The sequence below is a fragment of the Bacillus sp. BML-BC051 genome, from assembly GCF_019656175.1.
GTDB lineage: Bacteria > Bacillota > Bacilli > Bacillales > Bacillaceae_G > Bacillus_A > Bacillus_A mobilis.
The window spans coordinates 33,181-51,194 of record NZ_BPLI01000060.1 but is presented as its reverse complement, the minus strand read 5'-3'; the positions used below and the strand labels follow the sequence as shown (position 1 = coordinate 51,194).

Below are 18,014 nucleotides of genomic sequence, written 5' to 3'. Positions count from 1 at the left end.
TTGTTTTATGTTGTTTTTATCATAAAACTCTTCGGAATTAATTTTCCTCACTAACTTGTTGTTTTGAGCGTGAGGATTCGGGGAGACATTCACGCTCATGCTTTCCATGTAAACAATGGACATAAGAGGGGAACATCGCAACAAATTTGCATGATCGTGCATTTTGCTTGCCTAAAGAGTGAACGGGCGTTCATAATTCAAAAGGGGAGCAAATAGATATAAGGAGCAAGGTTGGGAGAATTTTCAGGAAAAGGAGAGAATGTCATGACTGTTATTCGAGGTTTAGAAGGGGTAGTAGCAACAACATCATCTGTGAGCTCTATTATTGATGATACATTAACTTATGTTGGGTATAATATTGATGATTTAGCTGAGAATGCTACATTTGAAGAAGTAGTGTACTTATTATGGCATCGCAAGCTTCCGAATGAACAAGAACTAGCGAAATTTAAAGAGACTGTATCGGAATACTATAAAGTTCCAGGTGAGATTTTAACATATTTGAAACAAGTAGATTTAAAGATCGCACATCCGATGTCTGTTTTACGAACTGCAATTTCCATGCTATCATTATACGATGAGAGCGCTGAAATTATGGATGAAAACTCCAATTATTTGAAAGCGGTTAAATTGCAGGCTCAAGTGGGAACTTTAGTTGCTGCTTATGCAAGAATTCGTAAAGGTTTAGATGTTGTTGAGCCTAGAAACGATTTATCATTAGCTGCAAACTTCTTGTACATGTTAAATGATCGCGAGCCAAATGAAGTTGAAATTGAAGCTTTTGATAAGGCGCTTGTACTTCACGCAGATCATGAGTTAAACGCTTCTACATTTACTGCACGTGTTTGTGTAGCTACACTTTCAGATGTATATTCTGGTATTACAGCAGCAATCGGTGCGTTAAAAGGTCCTCTTCACGGCGGGGCAAATGAAAATGTAATGAAGATGTTAACTGAAATTGGCGAAGAAGAAAATGTAGAATCATATATTCATAATGCTCTTCAAAATAAAGTGAAAATCATGGGCTTTGGCCACCGTGTATATGAGCAGGGTGATCCGCGTGCAAAACATTTACGCGAAATGTCCAAGAGATTATGCGTGCTTTTAGGAGAAGACAAATGGTATAATATGTCTATCAAAATTGAAGACATTGTAACAAAAGAAAAAGGTCTTCCACCAAATGTTGATTTCTATTCAGCTTCTGTATACCATTGTTTAGGAATTGACCATGACTTATTTACACCTATTTTTGCAATTAGCCGTATGTCAGGCTGGTTAGCTCATATTCTAGAACAATATGAAAACAACCGTTTAATCCGTCCACGTGCTGATTATAATGGACCAACACATCAAGTGTATGTTCCAATTGCACAACGATAAGCGAAAAACACTATTTTGATAGTGAAAATACGCTTTCAAAAGTCTGATTTTTTCGGAAAGACGTAATGATTAGAATATTTTAATTTGAATAACGGTTTGAACTGAGGGGTTATTCCCTCAGTTTCATACATATGAAATTTCAAACATGGGGGTTATCACATTGACGACAGGTGAAAAAATTACTGTAACTAACGGTGTTATGAATGTACCAAACAATCCGATTATTCCATTTATCGAAGGAGATGGAATTGGTCCTGATATTTGGGCAGCTGCATCTCGTGTACTAGAAGCAGCAGTTGAAAAAGCTTATGATGGTGAGAAGAAAATCGTTTGGAAAGAAGTGCTTGCAGGGGAAAAAGCATTCAACCAAACAGGCGAGTGGTTACCAGAAGAAACTTTAAATTTAATCCGTGAATATTTAATCGCGATTAAAGGTCCACTTACAACTCCAGTTGGCGGTGGTATTCGTTCTCTAAACGTAGCACTTCGTCAAGAATTAGATTTATATGTATGTCTACGTCCAGTTCGTTATTTTGAAGGTGTTCCTTCACCTGTAAAACGTCCGGAAGATACTGATATGGTTATTTTCCGTGAGAATACAGAAGACATTTATGCTGGAATTGAATATGCACAAGGATCTCCAGAAGCAGAAAAAGTTCTTGCTTTCTTAAAAGAAGCAATGGGTGTTAATAAAATCCGCTTCCCAGAAACATCTGGTATTGGTATTAAACCAATCTCAGAAGAAGGGACAAAGCGTCTTGTTCGTGCTGCAATTCAATATGCAATTAACGAAAAACGTTCTTCTGTTACATTAGTTCATAAAGGAAACATTATGAAATTTACAGAAGGTGCTTTCAAAAACTGGGGTTACGAAGTAGCGGAACAAGAATTCGGCGACAAAGTATTTACTTGGGCTGAATATGACCGTATCGTTGAGAAAGATGGTAAAGATGCAGCGAATAAAGCGATGGCAGATGCTGAAGTGGCTGGAAAAATCATCGTAAAAGATTCTATTGCAGACATCTTCTTACAACAAATTTTAACTCGTCCACGTGAGTTCGATGTTGTTGCAACAATGAACTTAAACGGAGACTACATCTCTGATGCACTTGCTGCACAAGTAGGTGGAATTGGTATTGCACCTGGTGCAAACATTAACTATGTGACTGGACATGCTATTTTTGAAGCTACACACGGTACAGCTCCAAAATATGCAGGTTTAGACAAAGTAAACCCATCTTCAGTTCTTCTTTCTGGTGTATTATTATTAGAGCACTTAGGATGGAACGAAGCTGCGAAATTAGTAACTGCTTCTGTTGAGAACACAATTGCTTCAAAAGTAGTAACTTATGATTTCGCACGCTTAATGGAAGGTGCAACAGAAGTGAAATGTTCTGAGTTCGCTAATGAACTTATTAAAAACATGGATGTAGCGATAATCAAAAACGCATAATTAAAGCGGGGGGTAAATTATGACAATCAAACGCAAGAAAGTTTCAGTCATCGGTGCAGGATTTACAGGAGCAACAACAGCATTCTTATTAGCACAAAAAGAACTTGCAGATGTTGTATTAGTGGACATTCCACAACTGGAAAATCCAACAAAAGGGAAAGCGTTAGATATGTTAGAAGCGAGCCCAGTACAAGGTTTTGATGCTAACATTATTGGAACATCTGATTACGAAGATACTGCTGATTCTGACGTTGTCGTTATTACAGCAGGTATTGCGCGTAAGCCTGGTATGAGCCGTGATGACTTAGTAGCAACAAACTCTAAAATTATGAAAAGCATTACGCGCGACATTGCAAAACATTCACCAAATGCGATTATTGTTGTATTAACAAATCCAGTTGATGCAATGACATATTCTGTATTTAAAGAAGCAGGATTCCCGAAAGAGCGTGTTATCGGTCAATCGGGCGTATTAGATACAGCTCGTTTCCGTACATTTATTGCACAAGAATTAAATCTTTCTGTGAAAGACATTACAGGATTTGTTCTTGGTGGCCATGGTGACGATATGGTACCTCTAGTACGTTATTCTTATGCAGGTGGCATTCCGTTAGAAACGTTAATTCCGAAAGAGCGTTTAGAAGCAATCGTAGAACGTACTCGTAAAGGTGGCGGCGAGATTGTAGGCTTATTAGGAAACGGTAGTGCATATTACGCACCAGCTGCTTCTTTAGTTGAAATGACAGAAGCAATCTTAAAAGATCAACGCCGTGTATTGCCGGCTATTGCGTACCTTGAAGGTGAATATGGTTATAGCGACCTTTACTTAGGGGTACCAGTAATTCTAGGTGGTAACGGAATTGAAAAAATTATTGAATTAGAACTTCTTGCAGATGAAAAAGAAGCGTTAGATCGCTCTGTAGAATCTGTACGTAATGTAATGAAGGTTCTTGTTTAATAATTAAATATAAGCGGAAAAAGATTCGGGGCCCCGAATCTTTTTCTACTATTTATTCAAATGTTTTTTTTGGAATAATATGAAAACGCTATCATTTGGTGTATCCTATAATGAAACTATAGATTTATACTATACATTGCCCTCATCATAGTAAATTTTGGATTAGGTATCGGTTTTAGTAGGATAATAAGGTGAAAAAATCGGAGGGGGTTGTAACATGTTAAAGAAAAAAGTTCAAATTGGTCGTAGAATGGATGAAATTACAGTAGGAGAGAAATTATCTATCACTGAAAAAATTGAGGATAAAGATTTGTTATTGTACTTAGGGTTAACAAATGATGCCAATCCATTATATATTCAGCATGATTACGCATCCCAAACTCCGTATGAAAAGCCGATTGTACCAAGCATTATGCTAACGGGAATGATTACAACGGCAGTTACGAAATATTTACCAGGTCCAGGTAGTCATATTACAAGGAAGGACCTTACGTTCGTGAAGCATGTTCACCATTATGAAACGTTACAAATCCACTTTGAAGTTGTGGCTGTCTCTGAGGAGGAACATACAATTGATATGCTTGTATCTGCTCATGATGAAAAAGGAGAAACGGTTGTAAAAGGTTCCTTAACAGTAACGCCGCCTTTTAAATCAGTTTCTATTATGGAAAAAGCATTAGATAATTTTTAAAAAATGAAAATATGAATAGCGCTAGCATACCTTCTATAAGGGAGCTAGCGCTATTTTTAGTTGAAGAATCCTTGTGCAAATCCTTCAGCGAAATCGGAACAACCTGTTTTAATCGTGTCCCAGCTTGGGGCGTTGAATGTAAGAATGCACGTTACTATTAAAGACAGAATAGGTAGCACTAGTCGCATAATAGAGTCTCCTTATACCTTATATTTGGATTTTTAGATTAACAGTATTTACTATATCGTGATTTGATAATTGAAGTCAATTTAAGGAGTGGTTTTTTAAGATGAGATGGAAAAGAGAAGATGTTATCTTTGAAACGATAAGAGAAGCTGAAGTGTGGGCAGACGGGGTAGCGAATGAAATGTATGGAAGAGTATTTGATGGATATGAAACGCTAGATTATAAAATAGCGTATGCTCTTGCATTTTTGTTAGCGCAAAATCGAGAATTTAATATTTATACGAATGTGGAGTTTAATAACGATATAGAAGTGTATAAAGTATGGATAACAACACGTTAATTGGAGTGAATGAGTAATAACAATAGCACAATCTGAATCCATGTATAGACAATTATATTGAGAGGGGCCTTGTTTTCTAGTATGATGAGAATAACGGGGAAAATACTAGGATGAAGAAGGTTTCAAGTCTATAACTTGGAGGAAAAGAATGAACAATCGTATTTTAGTAGTTGATGATGAGGAATTTATCTTAACTTTAATTGAATTTAATCTACAACAAGCTGGGTTTGAAGTGATAACAGCGATGGATGGAGAAATGGCGCTTCAAAAAGCGACAACAGAACGCCCAGATTTAATTATATTAGATTTAATGCTTCCAAAAATGGATGGTATGGAAGTATGTAAAGAATTACGATTGCAGCGCGTTATGACGCCGATTTTAATGTTAACAGCAAAAGATGATGAATTTGATAAGGTGCTAGGTCTTGAACTTGGGGCAGATGATTATATGACGAAGCCATTTAGCCCAAGGGAAGTTGTTGCGCGTGTGAAGGCAATTTTGCGCCGCACGAAATTGCAACAAGAAGAACAAGTTAAAGATACATCAGATGAAGAGAGCATCACAATTGCTGAACTTAAAATTTTGCCAGAATTTTATGAGGCTTATTTCCAAGGAAGAAAGCTTGAATTAACACCAAAAGAATTTGAACTACTTGTTTATCTTGCGAAAAATAAAAGTCGCGTGTTGACACGTGATCAATTATTAAGTGCTGTATGGAACTATGATTTTGCCGGTGATACACGAATTGTTGACGTTCATATTAGCCATTTGCGCGATAAAATTGAACAAAATACGAAAAAACCGACGTACATTAAAACGATACGTGGTTTAGGATATAAATTAGAGGAGCCAAAAGGGGATGAATAAATTTCGTTCCAGGCTTCTTTTTACATTTGTTTCTCTTATTGTTTTTATTTTAGTTGGACTAGGTTTATTGCTGGAAACTGTGTTTGAAAACTACTATATAGAACATGCCAAAGAGAGAATGGTAAAAGAGACAGAGTATGTTGCAGTATTAGCAGAAGAACAGGGTTTTGATGATGTTTTAAAAAATCCATATGTATTTGAAAAGTTAGAAGAAAAAATACAGGCTTCTATTGCATTTGTAGATGAAAAAAAGAAAGTACAATATAGCGGCGGAGAACAGTCTGCGTTTAGCCAAGGGATAATGAAAGAACTTACTTCTGAAACAACGAAACAAAGAAATAAAGTCATTACGAAAGAAACAGATCAGAATAATGAATTTTACCATGCGGTTTTCGTTCAAGATGTGGCAGGAAAACAAGGGTATATTTTGGTGAAAAGTACAATTGAGCCTTTGAAAGCTGTTCATCAAAAAACGTGGGGATTATTAATTATCGGATTTGTTATCGCTTGTCTCGTAGTCGTATTTTTAGGTATGAAAATTACAGGGCAATATATTAGGCCAATTGAATCCGTTACGAAAGTTGCTATCGAATTAGCGAAGGGAAATTATAAAGCACGCGCTTATGAAAGTCATTCAGATGAAACAGGAATGCTGAGTAAAGCGATTAATATTTTAGCCCGTAATTTACAAGAGATGACACTTGAGCAAGAAATGCAACAAGATCGTCTGCATACGTTAATTGAAAATATGGGCAGCGGAATGATTTTAATTGATAGCCGCGGTTATATAAACCTTGTAAACCGTTCGTATAAGGAGACTTTCCACGTAACAGATGAAGAATATTTAGATCGTTTATATTATGAATCGTTTCATCATACAGAAATTATAGAGCTCGTGGAAGAAATCTTTATGACAGAAGTGAAAGTGCGTAAACAAATGTTATTGCCGCTTGGAATTGAGCGAAAGCATTTCGAAGTATATGGAGCACCAATTATCGGGACGAACCATGAATGGAAAGGGATTGTCCTTGTATTCCATGACATTACTGAGCTAAAGAAATTAGAACAAATGAGAAAAGACTTTTTAGCGAATGTTTCTCATGAACTAAAGACACCGATTACTTCTATTAAAGGTTTTTCAGAAACGCTCTTGGACGGTGCGATGGATAATAAAAAATTCTGCGAACATTTCTTGCACATTATTTTAAAAGAAAGTGAACGCATGCAAGGGTTAATTGAAGATTTATTAGATTTATCAAAGATTGAGCAACAAGGATTTAAATTGAGTATGGGGACCGTTGATATGAAGGGACTTCTTGAAGACATTCATATGGTGCTTGATAACAAAGCAGGAGAAAAAGAAATTTCTTTACAAGTAAATGCGCTAAAAGGAGTCTCGGTCATTGGAGATCCGAGTCGTTTGAAGCAAATCTTTATTAATTTAATAAATAACGCAATCGTATACACGCCGGCTGGAGGCGTTGTTTCTGTAGAATTAGCAGAAGATAAATATAATGCTTATATAAAAGTATCGGATACGGGAATTGGTATTAGTAAAGATGAAATTCCGCGTATTTTTGAACGCTTTTACCGAGTGGATAAAGCGAGAAGTAGAAATACTGGTGGTACAGGCCTTGGGTTATCAATTGTAAAGCATTTAGTTGAGGCGCATCACGGTACGATTACAGTGGATAGTGAAGTTGGGGAAGGGACAACATTTACAGTTGTTTTACCAAAATCAGCAACTGAAAAATAGGATGAAGGATGTTTACAATATATTAACAATGGCTTAATTAAATATTAATAAAGGTCTGTTAATATAATACATGAAAACCCCTTCATCCAAGGAGTAATTTTGGACGAGAATAGTTATGCTATTCTCGTCACTTCCCTTTTATATTAGTAAACGTTTGTATATATAATAGAAAATAGCCGTTATTTTTCTTCTCTCTATTAGTCATGTTAATATAGAGAGAGGAAAGGAACGGTTTTTTTCTGTGAAAAAAATCATTTCAAATTTGTATGGGGAGGTTTCTGTTTTGGAAAAAAAGGTCGTATTAGTAGATGGTAATAATATCGCGTATCGTGCTTTCTTTGCACTACCGCTTTTAAATAACGACAAAGGTATACATACGAACGCAATTTACGGTTTTACAATGATGTTAATGAGAATATTAGAGGAAGAAAAACCGACGCATATGTTAGTAGCGTTTGATGCGGGTAAAACAACGTTCCGTCATAAAACGTATAGTGATTATAAAGGAGGACGTCAAAAGACTCCACCTGAATTGTCAGAGCAATTCCCGTTTATTCGTGAGATGCTTGATGCATTCAACGTACCGCGTTATGAATTAGAAAATTATGAAGCGGATGACATTATGGGAACGCTAGCGAAAGAAGCAAGTGAGCAAGGAGCAAATGTAAAAGTTATTTCAGGAGATAAAGATTTACTTCAGCTTGTTTCTGATAACACGCTTGTATGCATTCCTCGAAAAGGGATTACGGAAGTAGATGAATATACGAAAGAAGCTTTATTTGAGAAATACAGCTTATCACCAAAGCAAATTATCGATATGAAAGGTTTAATGGGAGACCAATCAGATAATATTCCAGGGGTACCAGGAGTTGGTGAAAAAACTGCGATTAAATTGTTAACACAGTTTGGAACGGTTGAAGAAGTGTATGAAAATATAGAGCAAGTAAGCGGAAAGAAATTAAAAGAAAAACTGGAAGCAAATAAAGACCAAGCTCTTATGAGTAAAGATCTTGCAACTATTATTACAGATGCGCCGATTACAGTGCATGTGGATGATATGGAGTATAAAGGGTATGAAGCAAGTGATGTTATTCCAATGTTCGAGAATTTAGGATTTACATCTCTTTTAAATAAATTAGGTGTTACGCCAGAAGAAACGGCTCCAGCTGAATTAGATGATATTACATTTGATATTGTGGAAGAAGTTACAGAAGAAATGCTTCAGCAAGATAGTGCGCTTATTGTTGAAGTACAAGAAGATAACTATCATAAAGCGGACATTCAAGGTTTTGGTATTCAAAATGAAAATGGCTGTTACTTTATTCAGACAGACATTGCTCTTAAGTCAGATGCTTTTAAAGAGTGGCTTGCAGATGGAGAAATGAGAAAGCATACATTTGATGCGAAGCGTGCGATCGTTGCACTTAAATGGAACGGGATAGATATGCAAGGGATTGACTTTGATCTATTAATTGCTGCTTATTTACTTGACCCGGCTGATACGGATAAAGATTTCCGTACTGTAGCGAAAATGAAAGAAACGCATGCCGTGAAATCCGATGAAGAAGTTTACGGAAAAGGTGCAAAGCGTGCTGTTCCAGAGCTAGAAGTAGTAGCGGAGCATGTAGCTCGTAAAGTGCACGTATTATATGATGTAAAGCAAACATTCGTAGAAGAGTTACAAAAGAATGAGCAATATGAACTGTTTACAGAGTTAGAATTACCACTTGCGCGTGTATTAGCTGATATGGAAGTAAAAGGTGTAAAAGTTGATACGGAGCGTCTTCGTAATATGGGAGAAGAACTTGCAGGTAGATTAAAGGAAATGGAACAGGAAATTTATAAACTTGCGGGAACAGAATTTAATATTAATTCGCCGAAGCAGCTTGGTGTTATTCTGTTTGAGAACTTAAACTTACCAGTTATTAAAAAGACGAAAACAGGTTATTCTACGTCAGCTGATGTACTAGAAAAGCTTATGGATCGCCATGAAATCATTCCAAACATTTTACATTATCGTCAATTAGGGAAACTAAATTCAACTTATATTGAAGGTTTATTAAAAGTTGTACATGAAGATTCATCTAAAATCCATACTCGTTTTAATCAAGTATTAACGCAAACAGGTCGATTAAGTTCAACGGATCCGAACTTGCAAAATATCCCGATTCGATTAGAAGAAGGAAGAAAGATTCGTCAGGCATTCGTTCCATCAGAAGAAGGATGGATTATGTATGCGGCAGATTATTCACAAATTGAACTTCGTGTATTAGCTCATATTGCAAATGATAAAGGGCTAGTTGATGCGTTCCAACGTGACATGGATATTCATACGAAAACAGCTATGGATGTATTTGGCGTTGAAAAAGATGAAGTAACTTCAAATATGAGACGACAAGCGAAAGCTGTTAACTTCGGAATTGTATATGGTATTAGTGATTATGGTCTTTCACAAAACTTAGGAATTACAAGAAAAGCAGCAGCGGAATTTATTGAAAAGTATTTAGAAAGCTTCCCTGGTGTACAAGAATACATGGACGACATCGTAAAAGATGCGAAACAAAAAGGATATGTGGCTACATTATTAAAGCGCCGCCGTTATATTCCAGAAATTACGAGTCGTAATTTCAATTTACGTAGTTTTGCTGAGCGTACAGCTATGAATACACCAATTCAAGGTACTGCAGCAGATATTATTAAAAAAGCGATGATTATTATGGCAGATCGTTTAGAAGAAGAAGGATTACAAGCTCGTCTTCTTCTGCAAGTACACGATGAATTGATATTTGAAGCACCACAAGAAGAAATTGAAAAATTAGAGAAGCTTGTACCAGAAGTAATGGAGCATGCAATTGAACTCGCAGTTCCGCTGAAAGTTGATTATTCTTACGGTCCAACTTGGTACGACGCAAAATAAGGAAGTGATGAGATGCCTGAATTACCAGAGGTTGAAAACGTCAGACGGACACTTGAAAATCTTGTAACAGGAAAAACGATTGAAGATGTCATTGTTACTTATCCGAAAATAGTAAAACGACCGGATGATGTAGAAATTTTTAAAGAAATGTTAAGAGGCGAGAAGATTGAAAATATAAAGCGAAGAGGGAAATTTTTGCTTTTATATGTAACGAATTATGTTATTGTTTCACATTTGCGTATGGAAGGTAAGTTTTTACTGCATCAAGAAGACGAGCCAATTGATAAGCATACGCATGTCCGTTTCTTATTTACAGATGGAACTGAATTACATTATAAAGATGTGAGAAAGTTTGGTACGATGCATCTCTTTAAGAAAGGTGAAGAATTGAATCAAATGCCTCTTGCTGACTTAGGTCCGGAGCCGTTTGATGCTGAATTGACACCGCAGTATTTACAAGAAAGATTGCAAAAGACCAATCGTAAAATAAAAGTCGTATTATTAGACCAGCGACTTTTAGTAGGGCTTGGAAATATATATGTAGATGAAGTTTTATTCCGTTCTCAAATTCATCCTGAACGAGAATCGTCGTCTTTAACAGCAGAAGAAGTTGAACGAATTTACGAGGCGACTGTTACAACGTTAGGTGAAGCAGTGAAGCGTGGCGGAAGTACAATTCGAACGTATATCAACTCGCAAGGGCAAATTGGTTCGTTCCAAGAACTTCTAAATGTATATGGAAAAAAGGGAGAACCGTGTGTAACTTGCGGTACGATATTAGAAAAAACAGTTGTTGGCGGAAGAGGAACGCATTACTGCCCAATTTGTCAGCCGAGAATATAGAAAAGAAATAACATCGGATAGGCATTTGTCATATACATACAGCAGGGCTATGTATAAGGGAGGAGCTTACCGATGTACCTTTATTTATCTCTTATTTTATTAGCTTTTACATTAAGCTTAGATAGCTGTAGTGTAGGGCTAACATATGGTTTAAGAAGTGTAAGAATTCCACTAAGATCAATTATAATTATCGGAATGTGTTCAGCGGCTGTTATGCTTGTTTCAATGGGAATTGGACATATGATAGCGAAAGTATTTTCACCTGTTATCGCAACGCGTATCGGTGGGCTTGTTCTTATTGGAATTGGAATTTGGGTGTTATACCAATTTTTTCGAAGTGAGAAAAAAGAAGAACCGAAGCAAGAGGAGAAGGTTTGGAAATTAGAAATTGCTTCACTCGGGCTAGTGATTCAAATTTTACGGAAACCGACTGTTGCAGATTTTGATAAATCAGGCACCATTTCTGCAGGAGAAGCATTGCTTCTTGGTATCGCTCTTTCTATAGATTCGTTTGGTGCCGGAATTGGTGCATCTTTATTAGGGTATGCACCTGCTATGATGGCGATATTAGTTGCAGTGATGAGTTCTTTGTTTTTATTTATTGGAATGAAACTTGGAACGGTTTTATCAAATATGAAATGGTTACAAAAATTTACATTCCTGCCTGGGGTATTACTCATTATTATTGGAATTTGGAAGATGTAAGTATGGGCGTGGAACATTAGTTTCGCGCCTTTTATATTGTGAGGAGGATTATGATGACAGTAGTAATTGGATTAACGGGAGGCATTGCAAGCGGGAAAAGTACGGTATCAGAAATGTTCCGTGAACTGAGTATACCAGTTATTGATGCGGATATTATTGCGAGAGAAGTTGTAGAGCGAGGAAAACCAGCATATAACAAAATAGTAGAAGTGTTTGGAACGGAAGTATTAAAAGAAGATGGAGAATTGGATCGGCCGAAATTAGGAAGTGTCGTTTTCTATAATGAAGAAAAACGACTGCAGTTAAATAAAATTGTTCATCCTGCGGTGCGTGAGGAAATGAATAGGCAAAAGGAAATGTACATAAAAGAAGGTATGCAAGCGGTTGTGCTAGATATTCCTCTTCTGTTTGAAGGGAAATTAACAAGTCTCGTTGATCGTGTTTTAGTTGTAGCAGTTAAGCCACATACGCAATTAGAACGTTTAATGAAACGAAATAATTTTTCAGAAGAAGAAGCAACGGCGCGTATTCAATCTCAAATGCCGTTAGAAGAAAAAGTGAAGAATGCAGATGAAGTGATAAATAATGATGGCACAATTATGGGAACGAAAACACAATTACAGGTGATTTTAAAGAATTGGAACATTATTGACTAAAAAATTGTGAAATTAATGAAAATGCTTAGTGACATATCCCCTTTTTGTGTTATACTATTATTGGGATTGGAGATAAATAGTATAACGCATTCAAGGGGGATAACATATTATGACTCGTGTGGCAATTAATGGATTTGGACGTATTGGGAGAATGGTATTTCGTCAGGCAATAAAAGAAAGCGCATTCGAAATTGTAGCAATCAATGCAAGCTATCCATCTGAAACGTTAGCACATTTAATTAAATATGATACAGTTCACGGCAAGTTTGACGGAACAGTAGAAGCATTCGAAGATCACTTATTAGTTGATGGGAAAATGATTCGCCTTTTAAACAACCGCGATCCAAAGGAATTGCCTTGGACAGATCTAGGTGTTGAAGTTGTAATTGAAGCAACTGGTAAATTTAATTCAAAAGAAAAAGCAATTCTTCATGTTGAAGCTGGAGCGAAAAAAGTGATTTTAACAGCGCCTGGTAAAAATGAAGATGTAACAATTGTAGTTGGTGTGAACGAAGACCAATTAGATATTACAAAACATACTGTTATTTCAAATGCATCTTGTACAACAAACTGTTTAGCGCCTGTTGTTAAGGTGTTAGATGAGCAGTTTGGAATTGAAAACGGTTTAATGACAACTGTTCATGCTTATACAAATGACCAAAAAAATATTGATAACCCACATAAAGATTTAAGAAGAGCGCGTGCTTGCGGACAATCGATTATTCCGACAACGACAGGTGCTGCGAAAGCGCTTGCAAAAGTTCTTCCGCACTTAAACGGAAAGCTTCATGGTATGGCACTTCGTGTACCAACGCCAAACGTGTCTCTTGTTGACTTAGTAGTAGATGTAAAACGTGATGTGACAGTTGAAGCTATTAATGAAGCATTCAAAACTGTTGCAAACGGTGCATTAAAAGGTATTGTAGAATTCAGCGAAGAGCCTTTAGTATCTATTGACTTTAATACAAATACACACTCAGCTATTATTGATGGTTTATCTACAATGGTAATGGGTGATCGTAAAGTGAAAGTACTTGCTTGGTATGATAACGAGTGGGGCTACTCTCGTCGTGTTGTAGATCTTGTAACGTTAGTTGTTGACGAATTAGCGAAACAAAAAAATGTGCAACATATTTAAGTGAATAAGGGAGAGGGCAAGTGAATATTTGCCCTCTTTTTTTATTTTTTTCTGAAAAGGAAAAAAATTATAGGAGTATATTTTTGAAAGTGGACATACCACGAAACGTTGTGATTACTGTATTTGTGAATCATTTATTTTTTTTAGGGAAAAGTAAAGAGGAAAATATGACAGAAAATCGAAAAAACTGTTGTTGCAAAATGAAAATAAACAAAGTATACTAACACTCGTAAACTTAAGAGCTGAGGTACGTAGTCACTACTTAAAGGGTTAGGACCTCTCTGGACTAACTTTCCCCCGTGGTAGTGGAGCAAGCCAAATTGCAAATTAGTTTTCAATTCGAACAGTTAGAATAAATTTACAAGGGGGAACTGTAGAATGGATACTATGGATACGATGGGTCGTCACGTAATCGCTGAACTTTGGGATTGTGATTTCGACAAGCTTAATGACATGCCGTATATTGAACAATTATTTGTGGATGCAGCACTGAGAGCTGGTGCTGAAGTGCGTGAGGTTGCTTTCCATAAATTTGCACCACAAGGTGTAAGTGGAGTAGTAATTATCTCGGAATCACATTTAACAATTCATAGCTTTCCGGAGCACGGTTACGCAAGTATTGATGTTTATACTTGTGGGGATCGTATTGATCCAAATGTTGCTGCAGAATATATTGCAGAAGGTTTAAACGCGAAAACGCGTGAGAGCATCGAGCTTCCTCGAGGCACTGGTAGCTTCGAAATTAAGCAGAGAGAAACAAAAGCTCTTTAAAAAAGAACATAATTGATTTAAAATGTAAAGAGGTGTATAATGCACCTCTTTTTTAGTTTATAAAAAAGGAAAAATATAACGTACTCGTTAGTGAGATAAATTGAGCTCTTATGAATAAGTTAACGCCCCATCTATCATCTTAGTTTTGAAAACGAGATGATAAAATAATGTGCGTAAACTTAAAGTGGTAAGAGAGTTAGAATGAGTTATATAATATTATATATATATTGTCAGATGAAGTAAGTAGAGGAAAAATAAAGAGTATAGTGTAAAGGAGTGAATATATTGCGTTGTCCATCCTGTTCTCATAATGGTACAAGAGTGTTAGATTCGCGTCCGGTAGACGAGGGGCGCTCTATTCGAAGAAGGAGAGAGTGTGAAAGTTGTTTAAGTCGCTTTACAACATTTGAAAGAGTAGAAGAATCACCTCTTATCGTTGTAAAAAAAGAAGGCACACGTGAAGAGTTTAATAAAGAAAAGATTTTACGCGGCTTAATTAAAGCGTGCGAAAAAAGACCAGTATCTTTAAGGCAATTAGAAGAAGTAACTCAAAGTGTGGAACGTGAACTTCGTAATTTAGGTATATCAGAAGTGAAAAGTGATATGATTGGTGAAATTGTTATGGAAGAACTGCGTGATATTGATGATGTTGCTTACGTGCGTTTTGCTTCTGTATATCGCCAATTTAAAGATTTAAATGTATTTATTGAAGAATTAAAAGATATACTGCAAAAAGAAAGAGAGTAGAAGTTGTATTTTATTCTCTTTACATACCGTAAGGAATGAGATAAGAGAGCTAGAAGCGAAAGCTAATAGCTCTTTTTCGCTAAGAAATTATATAATGAAGATAGAACGAATGAAGTAGAGGATAGATTGGATGAGAGAAAGGAAAAGCAAGAATGGAAAAACAGTCATGGATGGAGCTATTGCCAATTGATCGTTATAAAGTAAGTGCGAAAGGGTTACTGCATAATTACGACCGAAAAGTGTTAACGATGTTGTATCAGCCGTTAGTAGGTAGTAGAGCTTTTAGCTTGTACATGACGCTATGGGGAGAGTTAGAGCAAGATCGTGTGTTTGGAAAAGAGAATACACATCATTCCCTTATGGTGACCATGCAAATGCAGCTTCCCGAAATATATGAGGAACGAGTAAAATTAGAGGCAATTGGGCTTTTGAAGGTATATATTAAGAAAGAAAAAGATATTCGAATGTTTATATACGAATTGCAACCGCCTTTATCTCCGAAACAATTTTTTGATGATATTGTGTTAAGTATCTTTTTATACAATCGATTGAGTCGGACAAAATATAATCAAGTAAAGCAATATTTCTTAGAAGAAGAATTTGATTTTGCTTCTTATGAAAATGTTACGCGTTCTTTCAATGATGTGTTTGGTTCGTTTAATCCAGGACAGCTTGAGCATGCGCAAGAAGATCTTCGTATTCCAAAAACGACAGCTATGCCAAGTAACGAGAAGGGAGACGCTCCAAAGGTTTGGAATGATTTCTTTGATTTCTCCTTATTTGTAGATGGCTTGTCCGCTCTTGTCCCTAAAAAGGCGATTACAGATCAAGTGCGAGAATGTGCCATTACACTTGCTTACGTGTACGATGTAGATGTGTTATCGATGCAAAATATCGTTCTTGGTACGGTGACAGAGATGCAGACAATTGATATCGAAAGGCTTAGAAAAGGAGCACGTGATTGGTATCAGTTCGAAAACGGTCAAGCGTTACCTGTATTAAGTGAAAGAGTACAACCGCACGCTGCACGTATGATGGAAGGGAAAGAGCCTTCTACGCAAGAAGAGATGTTAATAAAACAGTTAGAGGAAATCTCACCAAAACAACTATTGAAAGAAATCTCTGGTGGTGCAGAGGCGACAAAGGCTGACTTGCAGATCGTTGAAGATGTAATGATTAATCAAAAATTAACGCCAGGTGTTGTGAATGTACTTATTTATTACGTTATGCTACGCTCAGATATGAAGCTTGCAAAAACGTATGTGGAGAAAATTGCTGGGCATTGGGCACGTAAAAAGGTCGGTACAGTAGCTGAAGCAATGGCGTTAGCGAAAGAAGAGAATCGTCAATATCAAGAATGGGCTGAGACGAAGAAAAAAGGCCGTACGTCGAAGAAAACGATAAGAAAAGAAATGGTACCAGATTGGCTGAAAGAAGAGCCGAAAGAACAAGAGAAAGAAACAGTGAAGAAAGATGTAAGTAAGAAAAAAGATGCAAGTACGTTAGATGATGAACGAAAACGACTAGAAGAAGTGTTAAAAAAATATAAGCGTGATTAATAGAAGAGAATGAACGCTCTTTGAGGTGAGAAAATGGAGCATATTCAAAATTCATTTGCAAAGTTAATGGAAAATAAAAATTTTAAAAATAGATATGAAGTATTAAAGGCGGAAGTAATGGCACATCCGCGTGTGAAAGAATTTATAGACGAACATCAAGGTGAAGTAACAACTTCTATGATTGAGCGCAGCCTTGTGAAGTTATACGAATATATCGGACAAAGTGTAGGTTGCGCAGATTGTCCGGATTTAGGTTCGTGTAAAAACATGCTGCAAGGATATGAGCCAAAGCTCGTTATTCAGGGGAAGATGATTGATATTCAATACGATCGTTGCGTGAGAAAAGTAGCATATGACGAGAGAAAGAAATATGAAAAACTCGTTCAAAGTGTATATATGCCAACTGACATTTTACAGGCAACGATGGAAAACTTAGATCCTTCAGATTTAGATGCGCGTATTGATGCAATTGGTGCAGCTAATGAATTTTTAAGTACATATGAACCTGGTAAAAAAGTACAAGGTTTATATTTGTACGGTAAATTTGGTGTAGGGAAAACGTATTTGTTAGGAGCAATGGCGAATGAGCTTGCTCAAAAGAAAATCAGTTCGATGCTCGTATACTTCCCAGAATTTTTACGTGAAATTAAAAGTTCGATTCAAGATAATTCGATTGGGGAAAAGATTGATGCGGTGAAACGCGTACAAGTTTTAATGCTAGATGATATCGGAGCAGAAGCGATGTCAAGCTTTGTACGTGACGATGTGCTTGGTGCAATTTTGCAATTCCGTATGTTAGAAAACTTACCGACGTTCTTTACGTCTAACTTTGATTTCAAGGAATTGGAACATCATTTAACGTATACACAGCGTGGTGAAGCAGAACAAATGAAAGCAGCACGTATTATGGAACGAATTAAATATTTAGCGAAGCCAATTCCAATTGGCGGGAAAAACCGACGTCATAAGTAAAGAGTAAGCTGAAAAGCTTGCTCTTTTTTTCGTTTTGAACACTTTTTAGACTAGGTGAATTGTAAAACGAAAAG

At 36.5% G+C, this 18,014-nt stretch carries 17 protein-coding genes; 16 read left to right on the top strand and 1 reads right to left on the bottom strand.

Translation table 11 applies throughout. The features are described 5' to 3' along the window. Positions 1-231 precede the first annotated feature (231 nt). From citZ to K5S59_RS22835, 4 genes are all read left to right on the top strand, one after another. Positions 232-1,380 (top strand): citrate synthase, encoded by a 1,149-nt coding sequence (citZ, locus tag K5S59_RS22850; protein WP_170956880.1) that lies wholly within the window; start codon positions 232-234, stop codon positions 1,378-1,380. Positions 1,381-1,540: 160 nt separating this feature from the next. Further along, a complete protein-coding gene (icd, locus tag K5S59_RS22845) occupies positions 1,541-2,833 on the top strand; it encodes an NADP-dependent isocitrate dehydrogenase (protein WP_000206899.1) in 1,293 nt (430 codons plus the stop codon). 19 nt (positions 2,834-2,852) lie between these two features. Continuing rightward, positions 2,853-3,791: a malate dehydrogenase gene (gene mdh, locus K5S59_RS22840; protein ID WP_000153242.1), complete on the top strand. Its 939-nt coding sequence runs from the start codon at positions 2,853-2,855 to the stop codon at positions 3,789-3,791. Between the two features lie 217 nt (positions 3,792-4,008). Next, complete coding sequence (locus K5S59_RS22835) at positions 4,009-4,482, top strand: MaoC family dehydratase (RefSeq protein WP_000914190.1); 474 nt, start codon at positions 4,009-4,011, stop codon at positions 4,480-4,482. Positions 4,483-4,538: 56 nt separating this feature from the next. On the opposite strand, the gene K5S59_RS30275 is transcribed toward K5S59_RS22835, so the two are convergent. Then, the gene (locus tag K5S59_RS30275; protein ID WP_001241580.1) at positions 4,539-4,670 is read right to left on the bottom strand and encodes a hypothetical protein; all 132 of its coding nucleotides are present in this window, start codon (positions 4,668-4,670) and stop codon (positions 4,539-4,541) included. 101 nt (positions 4,671-4,771) lie between these two features. Here K5S59_RS30275 and K5S59_RS22830 point away from each other — a divergent pair, with 101 nt between their 5' ends. From K5S59_RS22830 to dnaI, 12 genes are all read left to right on the top strand, one after another. After that, complete coding sequence (locus K5S59_RS22830; RefSeq protein WP_001267378.1) at positions 4,772-5,008, top strand: hypothetical protein; 237 nt, start codon at positions 4,772-4,774, stop codon at positions 5,006-5,008. Between the two features lie 148 nt (positions 5,009-5,156). After that, the gene (gene phoP / locus K5S59_RS22825; protein ID WP_001065221.1) at positions 5,157-5,876 is read left to right on the top strand and encodes a two-component system response regulator PhoP; all 720 of its coding nucleotides are present in this window, start codon (positions 5,157-5,159) and stop codon (positions 5,874-5,876) included. Continuing rightward, positions 5,869-7,632, top strand: a complete 1,764-nt coding sequence (gene phoR, locus K5S59_RS22820) for a sensory box histidine kinase PhoR (protein WP_063262652.1) — start codon at positions 5,869-5,871, stop codon at positions 7,630-7,632. Before phoP ends, phoR begins: the two co-directional genes overlap by 8 nt. Before the next feature lie 283 nt (positions 7,633-7,915). Continuing rightward, positions 7,916-10,549 carry a DNA polymerase I gene (polA, locus tag K5S59_RS22815; RefSeq protein ID WP_120450919.1) on the top strand — a complete coding sequence of 878 codons (2,634 nt, stop codon included), beginning with the start codon at positions 7,916-7,918 and terminating at the stop codon, positions 10,547-10,549. A 12-nt stretch (positions 10,550-10,561) separates the two neighbouring features. Continuing rightward, entirely contained in the window at positions 10,562-11,392 is an 831-nt protein-coding gene (gene mutM / locus K5S59_RS22810) for a DNA-formamidopyrimidine glycosylase (RefSeq protein WP_001114500.1), read from the top strand. Positions 11,393-11,464: 72 nt separating this feature from the next. After that, on the top strand, positions 11,465-12,097 hold the full coding sequence (gene ytaF, locus K5S59_RS22805) for a sporulation membrane protein YtaF (RefSeq protein WP_000281742.1): 633 nt from the start codon (positions 11,465-11,467) through the stop codon (positions 12,095-12,097). Between the two features lie 53 nt (positions 12,098-12,150). Beyond that, positions 12,151-12,753 (top strand): dephospho-CoA kinase, encoded by a 603-nt coding sequence (gene coaE / locus K5S59_RS22800; RefSeq protein ID WP_120450918.1) that lies wholly within the window; start codon positions 12,151-12,153, stop codon positions 12,751-12,753. A 109-nt stretch (positions 12,754-12,862) separates the two neighbouring features. After that, a complete protein-coding gene (locus K5S59_RS22795) occupies positions 12,863-13,891 on the top strand; it encodes a glyceraldehyde-3-phosphate dehydrogenase (protein ID WP_000198978.1) in 1,029 nt (342 codons plus the stop codon). Between the two features lie 387 nt (positions 13,892-14,278). After that, entirely contained in the window at positions 14,279-14,662 is a 384-nt protein-coding gene (gene speD, locus K5S59_RS22790; RefSeq protein WP_002003660.1) for an adenosylmethionine decarboxylase, read from the top strand. A 285-nt stretch (positions 14,663-14,947) separates the two neighbouring features. Next, positions 14,948-15,409, top strand: coding sequence for a transcriptional regulator NrdR (nrdR, locus tag K5S59_RS22785; protein WP_001203687.1), 462 nt, complete (start codon positions 14,948-14,950; stop codon positions 15,407-15,409). A 152-nt stretch (positions 15,410-15,561) separates the two neighbouring features. Beyond that, the gene (locus tag K5S59_RS22780; protein ID WP_212981825.1) at positions 15,562-16,968 is read left to right on the top strand and encodes a replication initiation and membrane attachment family protein; all 1,407 of its coding nucleotides are present in this window, start codon (positions 15,562-15,564) and stop codon (positions 16,966-16,968) included. A 33-nt stretch (positions 16,969-17,001) separates the two neighbouring features. Further along, on the top strand, positions 17,002-17,940 hold the full coding sequence (gene dnaI / locus K5S59_RS22775) for a primosomal protein DnaI (RefSeq protein WP_000400114.1): 939 nt from the start codon (positions 17,002-17,004) through the stop codon (positions 17,938-17,940). Positions 17,941-18,014 lie beyond the last annotated feature (74 nt).